Origin of the sequence: Bacillus sp. SIMBA_026, from assembly GCF_046535335.1 — a bacterium.
GTDB classification, from domain to species: domain Bacteria; phylum Bacillota; class Bacilli; order Bacillales; family Bacillaceae; genus Bacillus; species Bacillus velezensis.
Genome location: NZ_JAWRWX010000001.1, coordinates 805839 through 826234, shown reverse-complemented (window position 1 = coordinate 826234; position 20396 = coordinate 805839). Strand labels below are relative to the sequence as shown.

The following is a 20396-nucleotide window of genomic DNA, read 5'->3' as shown; positions in this document are numbered from 1 at the left end:
GTGATGCGCTAAGCATCACTTTATTTTGCATACTCTACGGCTCGAGTTTCTCTGATTACGGTCACTTTAATGTGGCCCGGATAATCAAGCTCGTCCTCAATTCGTTTACGGATATCACGTGCCAAACGATGGGCTTCTAAATCATTAATGGAGTCCGGCTTGACCATAATGCGAACTTCACGGCCGGCCTGAATCGCAAATGATTTTTCAACACCTTCGTAAGACTCGGAGATTTCTTCAAGCTTTTCAAGTCTGCGGATATAGTTTTCGAGCGTTTCACTTCTCGCGCCCGGTCTTGCGGCTGACAATGCATCAGCGGCAGCGACCAGAACGGCGATAATGGAAGTCGGCTCTTCGTCTCCGTGGTGTGACGCAATACTGTTAATGACGACTGGATGCTCTTTATATTTGGTCGCAAGCTCCACTCCGATTTCCACGTGGCTTCCTTCCACTTCATGGTCAATTGCTTTTCCGATGTCATGCAGAAGACCGGCCCGCTTGGCAAGCTTTGCATCTTCTCCAAGCTCGGAAGCCATTAAACCGGCTAAAAACGCAACTTCCATAGAATGTTTCAGTACGTTCTGCCCGTAGCTTGTACGGAATTTCAACCGGCCGAGGATCTTGATCAGATCCGGGTGGAGTCCGTGAACGCCGACTTCAAACGTCGTCTGCTCACCCATTTCCCGGATATAGTCATCAACCTCACGGCGGGATTTTTCAACCATTTCTTCAATGCGCGCCGGGTGAATACGGCCATCCTGAACGAGTTTATCAAGAGCGATTCTTGCCGTCTCCCGTCTGATCGGATCAAATCCGGAAAGAATGACTGCTTCAGGTGTGTCATCAATAATCAGGTCAATACCTGTAAGCGTTTCAAGCGTACGAATGTTACGCCCTTCACGGCCGATGATACGTCCTTTCATCTCATCATTCGGAAGATTAACGACCGATACCGTCGTTTCGGCAACATGATCTGCTGCACAGCGCTGCAAAGCAAGCGACAGAATGTTTTTCGCCTTTTTATCTGCCTCTTCTTTCGCACGGTTTTCGGTTTCTTTTGTCATGATGGCGATGTCATGTGAAAGCTCATTTTCAACCCGGTCAAGAATGATTTGTTTCGCTTCATCCCGTGTCAGGCTCGAAATGCGTTCGAGTTCTGACTGCTGCATACGAATCATCTCATCCACTTTGCTTTCCATCTCTTCAATATGTTGTTGTCGTTCATTCAGAGAATGATCTTTCTTCTCCAACATCGCTTCCCGTTTATCAATTCCTTCATGTTTACGGTCAAGATTTTCTTCTTTTTGAAGTAAACGGTTTTCTTGTTTTTGAAGCTCATTTCGTCTTTCACGAACTTCCTGTTCAGCATCTATTCGAAGTGTATGGATTTCGTCCTTTGCTTCAAGCAGAGCTTCTTTTTTCAGTGCTTCAGCATCACGCTTTGCATCTTCAAGGATTTGCTCGGCAGCACCGCGTGCGCCCGCAATCTTTGCTTCGGCAATGGTTTTACGAACATAGTAGCCAACAACTAAACCGAGCAGAGTCAGCAAAATGGAGATGAGAACCGTCATTGGGGTCATACTTTCACCTCCTCTTGCTATGAACTTGGTTTTTGCTTAAATAAGTGCCGGCATGTACATTGTCTGATTTTCTCAACATACAGAACCTTCACAGGGAATGAGTCTCTCATGCCCTTGTCAAGTTTAAATGGTTTAACAATCATGTTAAAAAAACAAATGTTACAACTTCATTGTAATTGTGTCGGAAATACTTGTCAAGCTTGCCAGCTTAACGATTCGCCTTCAGCTCGGATCTTCGCCCATGTATATATCATACCATACCTTCATCCGCTTTTCGTGAATGACGGCTCTGTTAGTCCGCCTGGTTAAGCAATTGGTAAATTCTATTGTTTACCTGTCCTAATTTGGCATTATTCTGAATGTTTGACAGTAATATGACATATTTGCTTGCTGAATGGCTGAAGCTGTTCAAAATGTTGTAACCGGGCATAACACCGTGATTGGAATAGCTTCCCGGATCAATGTAAAACCCCATGCCGTAAGCGGCACTGCTTCCTGCTGTAAACATTTTTGTGAAGCTTTCTTTTGAAAGGAGCGTGCCGTTTACGATCGCTTTATCAAATTTATAGAGATCTTCAGCGCTCATATACATGTCGCCCGCCCCGTACAGCTGCGATAAGTCCAGAAGGTGCGGCGTTACAAGACTGCCGCTCTCATCGACTTTGTAGCCGACGGCAGGATATTTGGCTTTGGCAAATGTTTTGTAAAATCCGGCATGCTTCATTCCGGCCGGTTTGAACACGTGCTCTTTTATATATTGTTCATAAGACTCCCCGCTGACTTGAGATACGATATAAGCAAGCACTGAATAGTTGGAATCCCTGTAATCCCAAACCCCGGGCTGCCGTTTAATTCCGCGGTATTCTATATCCTTGATTAAATCAATTGGAGCAATCGGTCCCTGACCCTCAATATGCCCGTTTATGCCGGACGTATGATTGAGCAGATTTTTCAATGTAATGCGCGTACCGTTAGGAAAATTCGGCAAGTATGTACTGACGGGGTCACTCGTCTGCAGCAGCCCTTTTTCTTCAAGCTGCAGGACAGCCGTCGCGATTAACGCTTTTTGTGAAGAACCGATATAATATGATGTCTCCGGATTGTTTTTAATTTTTTGTTTTCGGTCCGCATAGCCAAAGCCTTTTTTCAGCACAACTTTTCCATCTTTTACGATCATTGCAGTGCCGCTGAACCCGATCTGTTGCAAGTAATTGCTGATCTGTTTATTGTGATCGATTGATTTAGGTGTTTTCTCTTTTTGCGTCTTTTCTTTTTTCTGTTGAGTCTGGTCTTTTGAAGTATCAGATTGAGCGGCGGGAGCGCTTTTAACGGATTCCTTCTCCCGATGATGCGCCGTGACGGTCCAGATCATAATAAAAACAGTAACAAGCAGCAGAAAAAGAAACAGCCCTCCCGTTTTCATCAGCTTCTTCTTTCTTTTTTTATTTATTCTTGTGCGGCGGGGGCTCGTCATCTTTTTTCCTCCTCAGATATAATTTCAACTTTCGCCATGATGTTAGACGAGTGAAGGGTGAAAAAAGTTGTAACATTCCAGATAAAATTTTCCGAAACAGCCAGTGTTTTTTGAAACACACAAAAAAAAGAGCGGAAATTGCTTATTCCGCTCTTTTGATCGTGTTTTTATTCTTCTAATTCCATCTCTTCCTGAACTTCTTCCGCTTTGTCCGTTACACCGTTATTGTCTAAACCGTAATATTCACGGATTTGCTCCTGAATCATCAGCATGATGTCTTTATTTTCTTTTAAGAACTGCTTGGCGTTTTCACGACCCTGACCGAGGCGTTCTTCTTCATAAGAATACCACGAACCGCTTTTTTGCACGATATCCAGTTCAGTTCCAAGGTCGATGATTTCCCCTTCTTTGGAGATTCCTTCACCGTACATAATGTCCACTTCAGCCGTACGGAACGGAGGAGCGACTTTGTTTTTTACGACTTTAATTCTCGTTTTATTCCCCATGACGTCGTTGCCCTGCTTTAATTGCTCGGCACGGCGCACTTCAAGGCGCACGGAAGAATAGAATTTCAGCGCGCGGCCCCCCGGTGTCGTCTCCGGATTTCCGAACATAACGCCGACTTTTTCACGAATCTGGTTAATAAAGATTGCGATTGTTTTAGATTTATTGATGGCGCCGGAAAGCTTACGGAGCGCCTGAGACATGAGACGCGCCTGTAAACCGACGTGTGAATCACCCATGTCACCTTCAATTTCAGCTTTTGGAACAAGCGCCGCAACAGAGTCAACGACCACAATATCAACAGCTCCGCTTCGCACCAGCGCTTCAGCAATCTCTAGCGCCTGCTCTCCCGTATCCGGCTGAGAAAGCAGAAGCTCTTCGATATTGACACCGAGCTTTTGCGCGTAAACAGGATCAAGAGCATGCTCAGCATCAATAAATGCTGCCTGTCCGCCTTTTTCCTGAACCTCAGCGATTGCGTGAAGCGCTACAGTCGTTTTACCTGAGCTTTCAGGTCCGTATACTTCAATAATCCGTCCGCGCGGGTATCCGCCTATTCCGAGAGCGGTATCAAGTGCAAGGGAACCGCTTGGCACCGTTGAAATTCTTGTATCTGTTTTTTCTCCGAGCTTCATGATGGAACCTTTGCCGAATTGTTTTTCTATTTGCTTAAGAGCCATATCTAAGGCTGCCTGACGATCACTCATTTATTTTTTCCTCCTTTATCTTGCCACTACATATACTATACCTTGTTTACTGGCATTTGCCAAGAAAAAAGCGAACGCATATTCGGATTTTTTCCGCGTTCGCTTTTCTGCAAAAGAGCATAATTTCCCTTGTAAAACTTAAAAATCAGAGAAATCGCCTCTTTAAAACTTTATTTTTGATCCAGCATTTTCAAAATGAGATGGCAGCCGTATTTAGCGGCGCGCTTTCTGATTCCGGTTCTTGAGCCGGCAAAGTTAAATTCGTGCACCTCTTCTTTTCCTTCCGCCGAAATGCCGATAAAGACGCGGCCCGGCGCATGCCCTTCCTGCGGGTCGGGACCCGCAACCCCGGTAAAGCTGATGCCGATATCGCTTCCGGTCAGCTTTCTCACACCGGCTGCAAGCTCTTTCGCACACTCTTTGCTGACCGCTCCGCTTTCTGCGAGCGTCTCAGCTTTCACGCCGAGCACATGCTGTTTCACGCTGTCGGAATAACAGACAACACCCCCTGCAAATAGTTGAGACGCACCGCTTAAATCAGTCACCCACTCTGAAAACAGGCCGCCTGTAAAGCTTTCGGCAGAAGAAATCGTGATTTTGTTTTGTCTGCATGCTTTTGAAAGCTCCTTCACCAGAGACGTATCATCATATCCGTAGAAAAATTCACCGACACGTTCTAAAATGGCGGCTTCCGTTTCTTTTAAAAGCCGTTCTGTTTCTTTTTCGTCAGCATGTTTCGCCGTTAAACGCAGCGTGACCTCGCCGTCAGCAGCGAGCGGCGCAATCGTCGGGTTCGTCTGCGCATCAATGATATCTTCTAAATCAGCTTCAAGCTGGGATTCACCGATTCCGAAAAACCGCAGCACGGTTGAAACGATTTTCTCATTAGAACCGAGCTTTTTAAGAAGCAGCGGCTTCGCTTCATTTTCAAACATCGGACGCAGCTCGCTCGGCGGCCCGGGAAGCAGCATATAAAGCCTTGAGCCGTGCTCTGCAAGCATTCCCGGCGCCATGCCGAAATGATTCGCCAAAACGTCTGAGCCCTCAATGACGAGCGCCTGTTTGCGGTTATTCGGCGACATGGTCCGTTTTGTTTTCGCGAAATATTCTTCGATCGACCGGAACGCTTCGTCATTCAGAACGAGCGGGCGCCCCAGTGTGTTTGCAATGGTTTCTTTCGTCAAATCGTCCTTGGTCGGTCCGAGGCCGCCTGAAAAAATAATCAGGTCTGAGCGCTCCTCGGCAATGCGGATGACTTGCTTAAGCCGCTCCGGATTGTCACCGACAGCGGTATGATAAAACACGTTTACACCGATTTCCGCCAGCTCTTTACTGATAAACTGCGCGTTCGTATTGGCGATCTGGCCTAGCAGAAGCTCCGAGCCGACTGCAATGATTTCTGCTTTTTTTGCTATTTCCATCTTTAAGTCCTTCTTTCTTAGTTAGATGTTTTTAACGCATCCCAGTTCTTCGCAAAATACTCCCAGCCGGAAATGACTGTGAAGAGCACGGCCACCCATAAAGCGATATCGCCGAACGGGAAAGAAACGAGCTCAAACGGAAGATTATGCAGCAAAAGCGCGGCAACAGCGATGATCTGAGCCCATGTTTTAATTTTCCCCAGCATATTGGCGGCTACAACTTCCCCCGTTCCCGCCAGCACAAGTCTTAATCCCGTTACGGCAAATTCGCGGCTGATGATGATGATGACCATCCACGCCGGCGCAAGGTCAAACTGCACAAGCGTAATTAATGCCGCGGATACCAGCAGTTTGTCAGCCAGCGGATCTAAAAATTTCCCGAAGTTTGTCACGAGGTTCAGTTTTCTGGCGTAGTAGCCATCCACCCAGTCAGTCGTTGATGCGATAATGAATAAAACAGCTCCCGTAAGATGCGCGACCGGAATCGATTCATCCCCTATATGAACGCTGCCCCACTGAAAAGGAACAAGCATGATAATCATAAATACAGGAATTAAAGCGATTCTTGCCAGTGTGATTTTATTCGGTAAGTTAAACATAAAGCCCCTCCAATAATATGTACTCGGACGTGAAGAAAAAGTCATCTTAATCTTTCAGATGACTTTTTCCCCTTTTATTTTTTCATCTTGATTGTGATGGTCTGCGCCATCACATCATGCGGATTGAGTTCATAGGACAGAACCTCTCCGTTGATTTTAATTTTCAGGTTAGGGGCATAGCCCGTGCGGATTTCAATCTGCTTTTGATCCGTGACGTCTTTTTTAAAAGTTTCGCCTTTTTGCAGCGTTCCTTCTTTTAAAGAACCGCCGCTGTCATCACGGACGCGGATCCATGCGCTGTCAGAAGCAATCAGTTCGAGCTTATACTTATCTGCCCCGTAGACGTTGTATGAAGAAGCTGAGCCTTCCGTTCCGGCCGCTTTGATCTCCGTCTTTTCACTGCTTTTTTCTTTCTTTTTCTGCTCTGACGCTTTTGTGTCCTTTTTGTCTTTTTTGCTGTCAGATTGCGCTTCGTCATTTGTATTGCCGTCATTTTTCAGCGCAGAATCCTTAGGAATCTCATACTTGCTCTCACTTTGGGTGACGGCCTTATCTCCGTCTGTCTGCCCGGATTTGCTCATTCCGAGCTGAATAATCGCATAAATGATCGCGATGACGATAATGACACCGATGACGACAAGGACGGTCGGAAGCCATTCCGCCGCCTTTGAAGCGGACTTAGGAAGCTCCCTTTGCATGGCGAGACCGGAGATTTTTTCCGACACATCGTCATGGTACGTGTTAGGGATGTCTTTTTTATATTCTTCAAATAACTGATCTGAATCAAGCCCGACAGCTTCAGCGTATTGCTTGATAAACGCCCGCACATAAAAATTGCCGGGAATGACGTCATAATTGCCTTCTTCCAGAGCGGTTAAGTATCTTTTCTGAATTTTCGTCGCCGCCTGAAGTTCATCCAACGACATCCCTTTTTCCTCTCTGGCTTCTTTAAGCCGGATTGCTAATTCTGTCACAACAAACACCTTCCAATATTAAAAATCAAAGCTTGAAAAACCGGTCTGATCAAACATTTGCGGTTCTTCTGCATGTTCATATGTAATGACTTCGTCAGGATCATTTCTGAGTTCGATAATATAATCGAAATCATCGAGCGTATACTCCGAATTTTGAACAAAAATATCGGGGTGCTCCACGACCTTTGTCGCCGGAAGCCGCATAATTTCACTGACGAGCTGAAGATGGCGCTCAGATCCCCGTCTTGTCGAAACGATGCCGTCGAGGATAAACACGTTTTCCGTGCTGTATTCATCGGCAACCAGCTGGCTCCGGATCGTTTGTTTTAGCAGCGTTGATGATACGAAAAGCCATCTTTTGCTGGCACAAACGCTTGACGCGACGATGGACTCCGTTTTCCCGACCCTCGGCATTCCCCGGATTCCGATCAGTTTGTGTCCTTCTTTTTTAAACAGCTCGGCCATAAAGTCAACCAGAAGACCGAGCTCGTCCCTTTCAAAACGGAAGGTTTTTTTGTCATCGGCATCACGCTGAATGTATCTCCCGTGGCGGACTGCGAGACGGTCGCGAAGCCTCGGTTCTCTCAGCTTCGTTACTTTAATGGTCTCCATTGTTTTTAAAATTGATTCCAATCGTTTAATTTGATCTATATGCCGGCATCTGAGCAGCATTCCCCTTCTGGAAAGGTCGACACCGTTAATTGTGACAATATTAATTGACAGCATCCCGAGAAGAGATGAAATATCCCCGAGCAGGCCGGGGCGGTTCACTTGAATTTCATATTCAAAATACCATTCGAGCTTTGCCAAATGATATACCCCCTCCATTGTGGCAAATTTTTACCTTCCTTTATCATAAAACATTTTTCTCTAATTAGAAAGAAGAATGTTGCTCTATAGAGGAAAACATAAAAAAAGAGAGGAGAAATCCCCCCTCTTAATGAGTGCTGTTATTTTCAACAAGCTTCACCATCATATTTGCGATGGCGCGCTGTTCATCTTCAGAAGCAACGCTCCAAAGATCAGCAAGCACTTTTTCCTGATGGTTTTTCGAGTCGACTTCGTTCGCAAGGTAACCGCCGATTTCTGTAGCGAGGTCAGTGATCGTTTCATCACTCATCCCTTTTTCCTGCGCATAGTTCAATCTGTCGCCAAGGAAATTCTTCCAATTATCCCAGTTTTCTAATACTGACATGTTGGGTTCCTCCATTTCATCTGTTGTTACAAAATTATTTTGTCCGTACAGATGCAAACTATACACACATTTTTTTCAGCAGTGCCAGCCGCCGTTTACGGATAATATATGCCCCGTAATATAGGAAGCCTTTTCCGATAATAAAAAGGCCGCCGCTTCGGCGATTTCCTCCGGCTTTGCCAGCCGGCCCGCGGGAATTTCCTCTGCCAACGCTTCTTTTTCATTAGACGTGAACTGATCAAGCATATTTGTATCAACGGCACCCGGCGAGACTGCATTCACCCGGACGCCGCTCGGAGCAAGCTCTTTGGCAAGCGCTTTAACGAACGAATGCTGCGCTCCCTTGACCATGCTGTATAATACCTCGCACGATGCGCCTGTTTCTCCCCAGACGGAACCGATCGCGACGATGCCCCCGCTTTTTTTCCGGATCATGCCGGGCACCAGATTACGCGCCAAAAGAAACGGACTCGTCACATGCAGCTGCACCATCTCCCGCGCCGTGTCATCCGTAACGTCCGTAATCAGGCCGAAATGACTTTTGCCGCTGTTTAATATCAGAGCGTCCACAGGCTGCTTAACGGAACGGCTGAGTGTCTCCGCGCCATCCGGTGAGGACAGATCCGCCTGAATAACGGAGGCTTTTACGCCGAATGATGCGCCCAGCCTTTCCGCAAGCCTGTGTGCGGCTTCCTTATTAGAATGATAATGCAAGAGGACGTCATATCCGTTTTTTGCGAGGACTTCACTTATACTTTGTCCGATTCCGCCGCTTGCTCCGGTTACGAGCGCTGTCTGTTTCATCAATCAATACTCCTTCTTTCCCCAGAAAAACATCCCTCAGCGCGTGAGGGATGTTTTTGTTATGATTTTGGCACGACTTTGCAGACTGTCAGCCTGTCTTCTGATATTTCTTCTTTAATAACCCGCTTTACGTCTTCCAGCGTAATCTGCTCCAGTACGGTTACGACATCAAACAGACTCATATCTAAAAAGGCGTAGCGTGTGAATTGGTTGGCGATATATTCAGGCGAATTGAGCGCTTTTAAGAATGACCCGATCTTCTTTTTTCTCGCAAGGTCAAGTTTTTCCGCAGTCACGGCTGATTCCGCATCAAGCAGCATGTGTTTTAATTCGTCAGCGAGCTTATCCGGCTCCGGTGTATCTCCTCCGACAGAGGCAAAACCGAATCCGTATTCAGCCGTGTAATCAAAGCTGAAAGTTTCATCAATGTAGCCTTTGTCGTACAAGTCGCCGTAATGCGGTGAGCTTTTTCCGAAAAGACATTCAAGCATGAGGTTCATGCTGAGCTCGTGCTTCAACAGCTCCTGCCCCGTTTTATAAGGGTCTTTCGCCTTTAAGCCGACAAGACATTTTGAGCCTTGCACGTTCATTTTTAACTCCTGCTCCCGGCGGAAGACCGCTTCCTGCTCTTGAACTTCTTCACGTTTGATTTCAGGCTGGTCTGTAAACGGCTTTTTCTCCTGGTTTTTCCGCACCTGGCTGATGACCGCTTCAGGATCTACGGGACCGACGATAAAGAGCAGCATATTGCTCGGGTGATAAAACGTTTCGTAGCACTCATACAGCAGATCTTTCGTAATATGTGAGATGCTCTCCACCGTTCCGGCAATGTCAATTTTCACGGGGTGGTCTTTATACATATTTTCGATAAGGCCGAAAAACAGCCGCCAATCAGGATTATCATCATACATATTGATTTCCTGGCCGATGATGCCTTTTTCTTTTTCAACTGATTTTTCCGTGAAATACGGGTCCTGAACAAAATCCACAAGTGTTTCCAAGTTTTTCTCCACATTAGAAGTGCTGGAGAACAGATAAGCGGTTCGTGTAAATGATGTAAAGGCATTTGCCGACGCCCCCTGCTTACTGAAGTCCTGAAACACGTCGCCGTCCGCTTTTTCAAACAGTTTATGCTCCAGAAAATGCGCGATTCCGTCAGGGACGTGTACCATTTCTTCCTTATTTAAAGGAACGAATTGATTGTCAATGGAACCGTACTTTGTCGTAAACACGGCGTATGTTTTATTAAAGCCCTGTTTCGGCAGCACATAGACATCAAGGCCGTTTGCCATTTTTTCATGATACAGCGTTTCCTGAAGCTGTTCGAAGTTTATCGGTTTAGTCAAGATGCTCCCCCCGTCCCTTTTAAGAAATAAGTCGTATCCATCTTAATGTTCTTTCCGACATTGATAATGTCCTCTTTTGTCACTTTCTCGATATTGTCAAGGAATCTTTCGATCGGTATCTCTACTTGGGCTGAGGCCTGCTGATACAGAAATTCCGCTAAACCGTATGCCGTATCAATGGTTTCTAATACCTGATTTTTAATAACGGCTTTCGTTTGGGCGATATCATCTTCTGAAAAGTCACCGTTTTGCATAGCCTGAAACTGTTCTTCAATGATGGTGACGGCCTGCTTGTAATTTTTCACCTCAATGCCCGACATGACCATCAAAAGCCCTTTGAAGCTTTCCACCCTTGAGGCTGCATAATAGGCGAGGCTCGCTTTTTCACGGACATTTATAAACAGCTTTGAATGAGAGAAACCTCCGAACAGCCCGTTAAACACCTGCAATGCAGGATAATCCGGATCTGTATATGTCGTATTGGTCCGGAATCCGATATTCAGCTTGCCCTGCTTGACGTCCTCTTCATCAATGACTTCCTTCGGATCAGGCTGTTCATTCGCCGCGCTTCTTTCAAAAGGCTTCAGCTCCCGTTCTTCCGTTTTAAAATACGTATCAACGGCCGTTTTCACCTGATCTGTATCAACATCGCCGATGACGTACAGGTCCAGCTGATCTTCGCGTATGGCTTTTTGATAAGCTTCATACAAATCTTGCGGTGTAATGTGTTCAACATCATCGAACTCGCCGTTGACGTGAAGGGCATACGGTTCGCTTTTGCACATTTCCTGAACGAGACGCAGATTAGAATATCTCATCTTATCATCATATACGGCTTGAATCCGCTGTTTCAGCGTCCGTTTTTCCTGCGTGACATAAAGGGGCAGGAAGGCGCCGTTTTCCAAAGCGGGCGAAAAGACAAGCTCTGATAAAAGCTGAAGGCCTTTTTCCAATAACGGTGTGCGGTCCTTCAGATACTTTTCATTAGGAATCTCAAGCCTGAACGTAATGACATGACGTTCTCCCTTTTTTGTCAGATCAGCTGAAACGGATGTGCCGTACAGCTCATCAAAATAAGACCGCAGATCAGCGGTTTTCGGGCGGCTTTCTGTTCCGCGCAGAAGCACATGCGGAAACAGCGCTCTTTTTGTTACGAGCTCTTTCGTTAAAGGAGCCAGCATTTTAAACGTCAGCGAAACGGTTTTAAATTTCTCGGTCTTTACGATGTGGGCGGTGATCCCGCCGTGCTTTGACTTCATTTCATTTACGTAAGTCATGTGAAACCTCCTTCGTTCATTCTTTCATAGTATGTATTATGACCAAATTTCAGCATTCGCAAAAAAGAGTACGCAGATGTAATTATATCAACTGGAGGATTTATAAGGAAACAAAAAACCTCTGCCCGAAAACAGGCAGAGGTATTGAACGTTATTTTTTCAAATTGAAAGGCCACCAGTTGGCTCTTCCGAATATTTTCACCATGACCGGTACAAAAAACGGAAGGACGACAATTGCGTACATGAGAAGGCCTGTTAATACCACGGTTGCAATCTGTAATAAGGAAAGAACGCCTGACGGCAGCATGGCCGCAAAGGTTCCCGCTAAAATAATCGCCGCAGAAATGATGACGGAACCCATATTTTTCATACTGCTGATCATTGCGGGTTCCGTTCCTTCTTTTTTAAGCTCATTAAAACGGTCCATTAAAAAGATGGAATAATCCACGCCTAGAGCCATCAAAATGACAAAGCCGAAGAACGGCACGGCCCAGTTTACGCCCGGATACCCGAAGAAGTGTGTAAAAATGTATTCCGTCACGCCGATGGATGCGAAATACGTCAGTACGAGCGACGCCACTAAATAAACAGGCATAATGAGGGAGCGCAGCATCACGATGAGAATCAGAAAAATTCCCGCCAGCATAAACATTGCCGTCCGTTTGAAGTCTGAATCCGATACTTCCTTCAGATCGGCATTCATGCTGGAGACTCCCGAAACGCCGAAGGAAGCATTCTTCAGATCCGTGTTCGGAATGGCCCTTTTTACGCTCGCTTTGATCGCTTGAATATCTTGAACGGCCGTATTTGAGTAAGGATTGTTATCAAGAACGACGGTCAATTCTGTCGTTTTTCTGTCATCTGACATGTACGTATTAAACACGCTTGTGAAATCACTGTTTGTCAACGCGTCTTTCGGCACAAACCAGCCTGTCATTTCTTTGTCTGACGCCTTGTGAAGCTCACCCAGGTAATCATTCGCCCCCATCATGCCGCTTGATACTTTCTTAAGCCCTTTTACACTGTCGTTAAGGCCTGAAGAAAGATCGCTGAGCCGGGAAGAAAAATCACCGAGACCGCTCTTCATTTTTTTCTGGCCCTCCGCGAGCTGTCCTGCCGCCGATTCAAGGCGCGGCATTTGTCCTGCGAGAGCCCCCTGTCCGTCTGACACTTGCTGCAGACCGTTTTCAATACTGGTCAGACCGTTGATCATTGCGTTAATTTGAGTGTCAATCTTCTTCTGAGCGGCTGCCAGTCGGGCAAATTGTTTTTCCGCTTGCTGCAGATGGGCCTTTTGACTGTCGACCTGTTTAGAAAAAGCTTCTGCATCCGCGTTTGCCTTGGAAAAGGCTGACTGTACACCCGTAAAGGCCGATTTGATTTCTTGATAAGAGGGATCGGTTTTGACTGACGGTATTGACGCTTCCAATTTTGCAAACGGCAGCCGGGCAAGCTGCTTGTTCAAATCGGCAAGCTGTCTGCTGGCTTTATCTTTCATCGGCAGGACGGTTTTTACCAATTTTAAAGCGTTTTGCGTTTCTGAAGCGAGACCGCTGTTTTGTTTGAGCTGTGAAGTCAGCATTTGTTTTTGCTCTTCAATCTGCTTTCTCATCTGGGCGACGCCGGCTTTATTCTCGTTCACGCCAGCCTGCAGTTTATTCAGGTTTTCTCCTATATCAGAAAGCCCGGATTTCAGAGACAATGTTCCGTCAATAAGCTGATTGACGCTTTTCCCCGACTCTTCGATCTGCGGCTGTGAATCAGCTAACGACTTTGCGGCATGCCCTAATCCGTCCGTGATTTTTTCAAGTCCTGTATTGCCTTTATCAAGTCCTTCCTGAAGTTGCTTTGCCTGATTTGTGACAAATAATTGATTCAATCCGTTTCCAGCAGGGCGCGTGGCGCTTCTGACCGTTTTTACACCCTCTGTTTTTTCAAGTTCTCTGCTGATTTTTTCGATATCAATCAGGTGTTTTTCGGTATTTAATGTCTCATCATTTTTGATGGCGACTGTGGCCGGAAGAAGTTCTCCCGGGCCGAATGCGTCTGAAATCGTATTAAACGCGCGGACGGATTCATATTTATCCCCGATTTCGTCAAGACTGTTGTAAGATAGCGACCCTTTGTAAAGAAGGATAGGCGGGACGGTGAATACCGCAACGATTGCAAGACTGATGAGCGGCCTTTTAAATGAAAACCGTCCTGACGTTTCCCATGCTTTGCTTTGAGGATGGGAAATATCGCCCTTCACAGGCCAAAACAATCTTTTTCCTAAAACAGCCATAAAAAACGGCACGATCGTCATGAGCGCAAGCAGCAGCACCGCGACACCGACCGCAACGGCCGCAGCCGACTGATACAGCTTAAATGTCGCAAATCCGATGCAGGCAAATCCGATCAGCACCGCACCGCCACTGTACAAAACCGTCTTTCCGGCCGTTTTGTAGGTGACGACGATCGCTTCTCTTATATCAGCGCCATGCGACAGTTCTTCTTTAAATCTGCTGAGAAGCAGGATGCAGTAGTCTGTGCCGATCCCGAACATAATCGCAACCATAAAAATCTGCGTAAAAGTTGAGAGCGGAAAATTCAGCTGGTCGACTAAAAATGCGACAATCGACTGGCTGACTAAATAAGATATCAATACTGATAAAAGCGGTACAAACGGAGCGACCACTGACCGAAATACAAGAATCAGCACGATCAGGATAAAGGCAACCGTTATATATTCAGTCTTTTTTAAGCCGTCCTGCGAGCTTTTCAGCACATCTTCGTCGATCAGCGACTGGCCTGTAATGCCGTATGATACGCCGTACGGTTTCAGCTCTTTATCAATTTTATTTTTTATTTCGAGGATATCGTTTTTGGATGTATCAAGCTGCAGCTGAACGAGCATCGTTTGTCTGTCTTTTGACAGCAGCTGTTTTTTGATGTCGTCATTTTTCTCCCCGAAGTATGAAGTCACCGTTTTAATTTGAAGCGCTTTTTTCTGTTCAGACAAAGTGCTGACGGCTTCTTCCAGACGATCTTTTTTGTCTGTCATTAAGCCTTTTTCGTGAAATACGATGACGGCAGAAGAAGACGGTGCATCTGAATCAGACATTTCATCAAGCAATTCATGGGCGTAAGAAGAGGAATACCCGTCCGGTACGGAAATCTGCCCTTTCTCCCGTGTCAATTCAGCCATATCAGGCGCTGTAAGCATAAATATCACCGTTGCGGCGACCCATACCGCGGCGATGATCCAGCGAGCTCGGATAATGTTTTTCATTATGTCTGCTGATCCTCCTCTGTCATCATCAATCGATATAATTTTTCATATGTATTAACGAACATCTCCGCCTCGTCTTCATCAAAATACATAATATATGAACGGACGAGTTCCTCAATCCGCCGCTCCACACGGTGAAATACTTCTGTCCCCTTTTCCGTGACATTTAAAAGTATGCTCCGGCGGTCGCTTTGGCTGCGTTCTCTATTGATGTAGCCTTTTTCATACAGGCGGTTCGTCATCGATGTAATGGCGCTTTTATTGACGTGGCACACCGCGGCCAGTTCAATTGATTTGCAATCCGGATTGAGCATAATATAGCGGAGGATGTAATATTGATCCAATGTCAGCTCTTTGTTCACTTTTTCAGCGATAATGCTGTCAATTTTTTTTAAGACGTGCAGGTATACATCGGAGTAACGCTGAATCAGCTGCTTTACTTTTTCTTCATGCACCTTTTCTCCCTCCTTCCGATAGTTAAAATGTTTAACTATTAAAAAGGATAACGACTTGACGGTATCATGTCAATCTTCAAAATAAAATAAAAAAAGACAGTGCAGATTACACCGTCTTTAATGATTCCTTTTTTTCTTTTGCTTGTGATGAGATATTTAACAGCGCTAAAAATACAGACACAATGCCGCAAAAAGCGGATAAAATAAAAATCAGCCAGCCTGCATTTGACATCAGGGCAGCAAAGATCGGCGGTCCCGCCGCTACTCCGATAAACCGCATGCTGTTATAAAATGAGGTGATGGTTCCCGATTCCTCGTTGTCTACGCCTTCTGTGATGACAGCGTCTAAAGCCGGCAATGCCATTCCGATACCGATACCGCTGACACACAAAAAGATAAATAATAAATAAAAACTGTGATTCCACCATAGGCCGATAAACGACAGTGTCACGGCACTCATTCCGAAAACGATGCAAAACTTCATTTTGCCTTGGTCTTTTCCGATTTTTCTGCCTGATATATATGAACTGACGGATAGAAATAAAAGCGGGATTGCCAAAAGCGCTCCTTTAGCCACACCGTCAATTCCGTATTTCTTCTCGAGTGAGTCTGATAAATAAAAAAGAACCCCGAACAGCAAAAACATAATCACGCAGCCGATGATAAAAACCGTAAAGAGCCAGCGTCCGTCACGCTTAAATATGCGGCCGACATTTTTCACAAATTCGGAAATAGAAGGCGCTTCTTTTTGTTCCTCCGGCTTTGCCACCAAAAACAATACGAGAAAAAAACTGATGAGCGAAAAAAACGGAATGAACCAAAACGGCATAAACCAAAACCATGCAGCCAAGAGCGAACCGAGAATCGGGCTTATTACTTTCCCGGCAGTGTTAGACGTCTCAATGTCGCCGAGCCCCGCGGTAATCCGCTCATCATCCCCTTTGAATAAATCACCGATAAACGGCATCACTACAGGAGCCGCCCCTGCCGAACCGATTCCCTGCAGCACCCGCCCCGCCAAGATAATGGGATAAGGATGCTTGAACGCGGTGGAAGCTATCGCGGCAAGCGCTCCGCCCGCACCGGCTATGAGAAGACAAGGCAGAAGAACCTTTTTTCTTCCGAATTTATCGGACAGATATCCGGCAATCGGAATACAAATAATCGCCACAATCGAATAGACCGTTATAATTAACGATACTTGAAAAGACGATATGGACAGCTTCTTTTCAATCATCGGAAGCACAGGAATCAGCATGGAGTTCCCGAGTGTCATCACGAGCGGTACAGAAGCCAGAGCAATGATATTTTTCGTTCCATTTTTCTTCTTACTCAACTTATTCACCCATTCACTATACTTGGTTGTTTCCTGTTTTATTGTGCCTTGCAGAAAACAAAGTATGTACTGAAACGGCAAATAAAAAAACAGACACATGACGCGTCTGTCTTAAAAACGTTTTCTTACAACATGAAAACTGAACTTATCAGCCCGGAAATAATTTAATGAATACAGCACAGGTTCATCATTCTGATTATAGTGGGTTTGCTTCAGCAATAAAAGCGCCGTCTCCGGCTCGCATTCCAAAACCGGCGAAATCGTATCGTGATATCCGATCGGTTCGATATCAGCAACGGCATAGCTAATCACAGACCCGGAGTTTTTTTCCAAAAGATCAAAAATAGACTCCTGTTCATGACAGAAAGAATTCGGCAGAATGTGCATCGGAATCGTATCTAAACAGTAAACGACCGGAGTGCCGCTTGCCGTTCTCACGCGTTCCAAATAAAAAAGCTCCTGCTCAGGCTCAAGCCGGAATCTAGCGATATCTTCATCAGACGGCGTGATGACCTGAGACGACAAAAAAATTGTACCCGGCACCATGTTCGCCTGCTGAATCGTTTTCGTCACGCTGTTGAGCTGTTCAATACCTGAAAGAAACAGCGGTTTTGTATGGACGAAAGTGCCCACACCGTGCCTTCTGATAATCACATGCTCCTCTTCAAGGATACGCAAAGCTTCACGCAGAGTTGCCCGGCTGACACCCATTGATTTTGAAAGCTCAAATTCAGAAGGAAGCTTTTCCTTTTCGGTGTAAATTCCGTTTTGTATATCCTCTTTGATTCGCTCAATCACTTTTAGATACAAGTGACGATTGTCAGCTTTTGTAGACATGTTTCCCCTCCGTAAACCACTTTCATAAATTATTGAACAATTGGGACAACTATATCATGTTTTAATAAAAAAATAAATAGGAATGATTTTGGTGATATCATTTTCAGTGAAAACTCTCTCCTTTTTAAGAAGAGAGCTCATCATATTGTTCCTTAGATAATAGTACTTCCCTCGGTTTGCTTCCTTCATACGGCCCGACGACGCCCCGTTCCTCCATTGCGTCAATCAGACGGGCAGCTCTCGTATATCCGATTCTGAACCGCCTTTGAAGCATGGAGACTGATGCCGTCTGCATGCCGATAATCAAATCGACCGCTTCGTCATAGAGATCATCCGTTACTTCACTGTGTGTTTCCGAAACTTCTTCCGGAATCATCTCTTCTTGATACTGCGCTTTTTGCTGCGTAATGACATGATCGACGACATGCTCAACCTCTTCATCGGATAAGAATGCCCCTTGCACACGCACCGGCTTATTTGCGCCTACAGGCAGAAACAGCATGTCTCCGCGCCCCAGAAGCTTTTCAGCGCCGCCCATGTCTAAAATCGTCCGTGAATCGGTCTGAGATGAGACACTGAAGGCAATTCTTGATGGAATGTTGGCTTTAATAACACCGGTAATAACGTCAACTGAAGGCCGCTGTGTCGCGATAATCAAATGAATTCCCGCCGCCCGCGCCATCTGTGAAAGTCTCGTAATTGAATCTTCCACGTCGGAAGAAGCGACCATCATCAGGTCGGCAAGCTCGTCAACGATGACGACGATGTACGGCAGCTCAGGCTGCTTGACTTCTTCTTCGGCATTTGACCGCTTGATATGGTCGTTATAGCCTTCTATATTTCTCGTACCCGTATGGGAGAACAGCTCATAGCGGCGCTCCATCTCATTGACGACCTTTTTCAAAGCCTGCGAGGCCTTTTTCGGATCTGTCACGACCGGCGCAAGCAGATGAGGAATGCCGTTATACACATTCAGCTCAACCATTTTCGGGTCAATCATCATCATCTTCACTTCATGCGGTTTGGCCCTCATCAGAATGCTCGTAATAATACCGTTGACACAGACGCTTTTTCCGCTTCCCGTTGCCCCCGCTACGAGCAGGTGGGGCATTTTGTTCAGTTCGGCAAGCACGGCTTCCCCGGAAATATTTCGTCCCAAGCCGATCAGAAGCTTCGCGTCCGGCTTGTCATTGAGCTTGGATTCAAGCACTTCTTTTAACGAAACCATCGCAACTTCAGCATTGGGCACCTCGATGCCGATTGCTGATTTACCCGGAATCGGCGCTTCGATCCGGATATCCTTCGCGGCAAGCGCGAGCGCGAGGTCATCGCTCAGATTCACGATTTTACTGACTTTGACCCCGACGTCCGGATACACCTCATATTTTGTGACCGCCGGACCGAGATGAACCTGGGTCACTTTCGCCTTTACGCCGAAGCTTTGAAAAGTCCTTTCGAGTTTTCTTGCATTCTCGTAAATGTTTTTCTTATCGGTCTGCTGGCCGGTATGTTTCGGGTCAGCCAGTATGTCCAATGAAGGCATTTGATAATCTTTATTTTCAAGCTCTGTAAACGTCATCGGCGGAGCCGCAGCCGTTTCGCCACTGTCTTGAGCGCCGCCGGAAGGCTCATCTTTTGCCGCTTGTGCCGTCTCCTGCGTTTTTTCCGGAATCAGCGGTTCGGCGGGCTCTTCCTGACGGTCTGAAAAGCTTGAAATAATCGGCTCTGAATGGATGATCGGCGAAATAATTTCCCCATCCTCTTCCTCCGGTTCAGGCTCTTCTTTTTTCTTTTGAACCCGTTTTTGTTTTTTGCCCGATTTTGTTTTTGTTTTCGGCGAAGACATATTCGTTCTGACCGTCTTCATGTCCTTAAGAAATGCCTGCCACTGGCCGCGGATAAACCGGCCGACGGGGCTCGTCCACTTTTTGAGCGTTTCCTGCAGTGAACGGCCCGTTACAAGAATCAGCCCCATTAAGATCAGCACGATCGCCATGATTTGTGAACCCGTTGATGCAAATAAAAAGTGGGAAGCTGCAAACAGTACCGCGCCGATCATGCCGCCGCCCAAATCAGGGGAAGCAGCCTGCTGTTTCATGTCAATCATAAACAGCTCCCACGTGTTGCCGATGACACTTGCCGACCGAATCGACCCGTGATGAGACAGATTTTTAAAGAGCTGCACGTGAGACAGCAGCAATATACTGGCGATAATACAGTACAACCCTGCCTTTCTTCTCGTTAAAAGGCTTGGACTCTTCTTTTTCCAAAACAGCGAAATTCCGAGAAGGAAGAGCGCAATTAAGCATAAAATAAACCACTCTCCGGCAAAAAAACGGAACAAGTACACAAATGTCTGTCCCACAACGCCGAGCTGCAAAACAGCAATAATTGAGATTGCAACACAGAGCAGTCCGCTTAGTTCGTATTTTAGATTGAGCTTACTCTCTTGTTTCTTTTTAGATTTCCGTTTTTTCTTTGCCACACTCATCACCTTACTGCGTTAAAAAATGTAAAATCATACATCATGAAGAAAAGCAGCCTTTTGCCGGCTGCATTTTTCTGTAGGATTCCCCTATTATAGCATATTTTGCCCCCGAGAAACGGACTGAATGC

At 46.0% G+C, this 20396-nt stretch carries 16 protein-coding genes; all 16 read right to left on the bottom strand.

Features of this window, described 5'->3' with window-relative positions; genetic code table 11:
- Positions 1–20: 20 nt before the first annotated feature.
- The 16 genes from rny to SB847_RS04090 all read right to left on the bottom strand — a co-directional run bounded on the left by rny (position 21) and on the right by SB847_RS04090 (position 20265).
- Positions 21–1580 carry a ribonuclease Y gene (gene rny / locus SB847_RS04165; RefSeq protein WP_003154140.1) on the bottom strand — a complete coding sequence of 520 codons (1560 nt, stop codon included), beginning with the start codon at positions 1578–1580 and terminating at the stop codon, positions 21–23.
- A gap of 292 nt (positions 1581–1872) precedes the next feature.
- A complete protein-coding gene (locus SB847_RS04160) occupies positions 1873–3054 on the bottom strand; it encodes a serine hydrolase domain-containing protein (RefSeq protein WP_007611526.1) in 1182 nt (393 codons plus the stop codon).
- Between the two features lie 167 nt (positions 3055–3221).
- The gene (gene recA / locus SB847_RS04155) at positions 3222–4265 is read right to left on the bottom strand and encodes a recombinase RecA (RefSeq protein ID WP_003154145.1); all 1044 of its coding nucleotides are present in this window, start codon (positions 4263–4265) and stop codon (positions 3222–3224) included.
- Positions 4266–4435: 170 nt separating this feature from the next.
- Positions 4436–5686 carry a competence/damage-inducible protein A gene (locus SB847_RS04150; protein ID WP_032874945.1) on the bottom strand — a complete coding sequence of 417 codons (1251 nt, stop codon included), beginning with the start codon at positions 5684–5686 and terminating at the stop codon, positions 4436–4438.
- A 17-nt stretch (positions 5687–5703) separates the two neighbouring features.
- Positions 5704–6285 (bottom strand): CDP-diacylglycerol--glycerol-3-phosphate 3-phosphatidyltransferase, encoded by a 582-nt coding sequence (pgsA, locus tag SB847_RS04145; RefSeq protein WP_007611521.1) that lies wholly within the window; start codon positions 6283–6285, stop codon positions 5704–5706.
- Between the two features lie 74 nt (positions 6286–6359).
- A complete protein-coding gene (locus SB847_RS04140) occupies positions 6360–7259 on the bottom strand; it encodes a helix-turn-helix domain-containing protein (protein WP_224224272.1) in 900 nt (299 codons plus the stop codon).
- 18 nt (positions 7260–7277) lie between these two features.
- Positions 7278–8069, bottom strand: a complete 792-nt coding sequence (locus SB847_RS04135) for a DUF3388 domain-containing protein (RefSeq protein WP_003154149.1) — start codon at positions 8067–8069, stop codon at positions 7278–7280.
- 127 nt (positions 8070–8196) lie between these two features.
- Positions 8197–8454 carry a DUF3243 domain-containing protein gene (locus SB847_RS04130; protein ID WP_003154150.1) on the bottom strand — a complete coding sequence of 86 codons (258 nt, stop codon included), beginning with the start codon at positions 8452–8454 and terminating at the stop codon, positions 8197–8199.
- Positions 8455–8529: 75 nt separating this feature from the next.
- Positions 8530–9258, bottom strand: a complete 729-nt coding sequence (ymfI, locus tag SB847_RS04125; RefSeq protein ID WP_044801439.1) for an elongation factor P 5-aminopentanone reductase — start codon at positions 9256–9258, stop codon at positions 8530–8532.
- Between the two features lie 59 nt (positions 9259–9317).
- The gene (gene yfmH / locus SB847_RS04120) at positions 9318–10604 is read right to left on the bottom strand and encodes an EF-P 5-aminopentanol modification-associated protein YfmH (protein ID WP_029973455.1); all 1287 of its coding nucleotides are present in this window, start codon (positions 10602–10604) and stop codon (positions 9318–9320) included.
- The gene (gene yfmF, locus SB847_RS04115) at positions 10601–11881 is read right to left on the bottom strand and encodes an EF-P 5-aminopentanol modification-associated protein YfmF (protein WP_410577349.1); all 1281 of its coding nucleotides are present in this window, start codon (positions 11879–11881) and stop codon (positions 10601–10603) included. Before yfmF ends, yfmH begins: the two co-directional genes overlap by 4 nt.
- 151 nt (positions 11882–12032) lie before the next feature.
- The gene (locus tag SB847_RS04110) at positions 12033–15152 is read right to left on the bottom strand and encodes an MMPL family transporter (RefSeq protein WP_410577347.1); all 3120 of its coding nucleotides are present in this window, start codon (positions 15150–15152) and stop codon (positions 12033–12035) included.
- The gene (locus SB847_RS04105) at positions 15152–15607 is read right to left on the bottom strand and encodes a MarR family winged helix-turn-helix transcriptional regulator (RefSeq protein WP_003154157.1); all 456 of its coding nucleotides are present in this window, start codon (positions 15605–15607) and stop codon (positions 15152–15154) included. The genes SB847_RS04110 and SB847_RS04105 overlap by 1 nt, the downstream gene beginning before the upstream one ends.
- 106 nt (positions 15608–15713) lie before the next feature.
- Positions 15714–16943, bottom strand: coding sequence for a bacillibactin exporter BcbE (bcbE, locus tag SB847_RS04100; RefSeq protein WP_017417794.1), 1230 nt, complete (start codon positions 16941–16943; stop codon positions 15714–15716).
- 111 nt (positions 16944–17054) lie between these two features.
- Positions 17055–17780, bottom strand: coding sequence for a GntR family transcriptional regulator (locus SB847_RS04095; protein WP_007409813.1), 726 nt, complete (start codon positions 17778–17780; stop codon positions 17055–17057).
- A gap of 124 nt (positions 17781–17904) precedes the next feature.
- Positions 17905–20265 (bottom strand): FtsK/SpoIIIE family DNA translocase, encoded by a 2361-nt coding sequence (locus tag SB847_RS04090; RefSeq protein ID WP_142951217.1) that lies wholly within the window; start codon positions 20263–20265, stop codon positions 17905–17907.
- Between the last annotated feature and the right edge of the window lie 131 nt (positions 20266–20396).

Bases quoted from the DNA above. Each gene is read 5' to 3' on its own strand.
- SB847_RS04150 (WP_032874945.1), bottom strand. From the start codon at position 5,686: ATGGAAATAGCAAAAAAAGCAGAAATCATTGCAGTCGGCTCGGAGCTT.
- SB847_RS04160 (WP_007611526.1), bottom strand. From the start codon at position 3,054: ATGACGAGCCCCCGCCGCACAAGAATAAATAAAAAAAGAAAGAAGAAG.
- recA (WP_003154145.1), bottom strand. From the start codon at position 4,265: ATGAGTGATCGTCAGGCAGCCTTAGATATGGCTCTTAAGCAAATAGAA.
- pgsA (WP_007611521.1), bottom strand. From the start codon at position 6,285: ATGTTTAACTTACCGAATAAAATCACACTGGCAAGAATCGCTTTAATT.
- ymfI (WP_044801439.1), bottom strand. From the start codon at position 9,258: ATGAAACAGACAGCGCTCGTAACCGGAGCAAGCGGCGGAATCGGACAA.
- SB847_RS04130 (WP_003154150.1), bottom strand. From the start codon at position 8,454: ATGTCAGTATTAGAAAACTGGGATAATTGGAAGAATTTCCTTGGCGAC.
- SB847_RS04110 (WP_410577347.1), bottom strand. From the start codon at position 15,152: ATGAAAAACATTATCCGAGCTCGCTGGATCATCGCCGCGGTATGGGTC.
- yfmF (WP_410577349.1), bottom strand. From the start codon at position 11,881: ATGACTTACGTAAATGAAATGAAGTCAAAGCACGGCGGGATCACCGCC.
- rny (WP_003154140.1), bottom strand. From the start codon at position 1,580: ATGACCCCAATGACGGTTCTCATCTCCATTTTGCTGACTCTGCTCGGT.
- SB847_RS04095 (WP_007409813.1), bottom strand. From the start codon at position 17,780: ATGTCTACAAAAGCTGACAATCGTCACTTGTATCTAAAAGTGATTGAG.